This window comes from Dysgonomonas sp. 520, assembly GCF_010501095.1.
Taxonomy (GTDB): domain Bacteria; phylum Bacteroidota; class Bacteroidia; order Bacteroidales; family Dysgonomonadaceae; genus QVMP01.
Genome location: NZ_QVMP01000067.1, coordinates 1 through 484, shown reverse-complemented (window position 1 = coordinate 484; position 484 = coordinate 1). Strand labels below are relative to the sequence as shown.

The window sequence follows — 484 nt, the reverse complement described above, 5'->3', positions numbered from 1 at the left end:
TGTATTCCACCTCCAGTACCCCATTCATTTCCTGCAGCTTCTTTTATATGCATTACTTGAAATTAACAACCTAATTTCTTTAGGTGACATATGGAACATTACCACTTTTCCTAAAGTAATAATGGATATCTTAATAAATATACTTTCAAACCAAGAACTCCATTGGGTAATTTCATTAAACTTATTGGTGTTTCATTATCTAATAAAGATTGTTTTTTTACTAGCCAATTTTGAAAGTTCTCATCTTTGCCCTCAAACATATAATCATAATATACAGCTAAGACTTTACATATATCATCAGGAAAAATATTTAATGATGACACATATTCTAAATGTTTTTTATTCTCGTTAAGAGCTAAAGGAATAGTATTTGATAATAAATATATCCAATCTTCCTCTTTATAATATTTCCATAAATCTACCATAAACTAATTAATTCAAGTTGCTATTTATAGTTTGTATAATTTATCGAATGTATATGCCC

Annotated in this window: 1 protein-coding gene; it reads right to left on the bottom strand. The window is 27.1% G+C overall.

The window, feature by feature from the left end:
* Window positions 1–110 precede the first annotated feature (110 nt).
* Complete coding sequence (locus D0T56_RS16565) at window positions 111–425, bottom strand: hypothetical protein (RefSeq protein WP_163321274.1); 315 nt, start codon at window positions 423–425, stop codon at window positions 111–113.
* Window positions 426–484 lie beyond the last annotated feature (59 nt).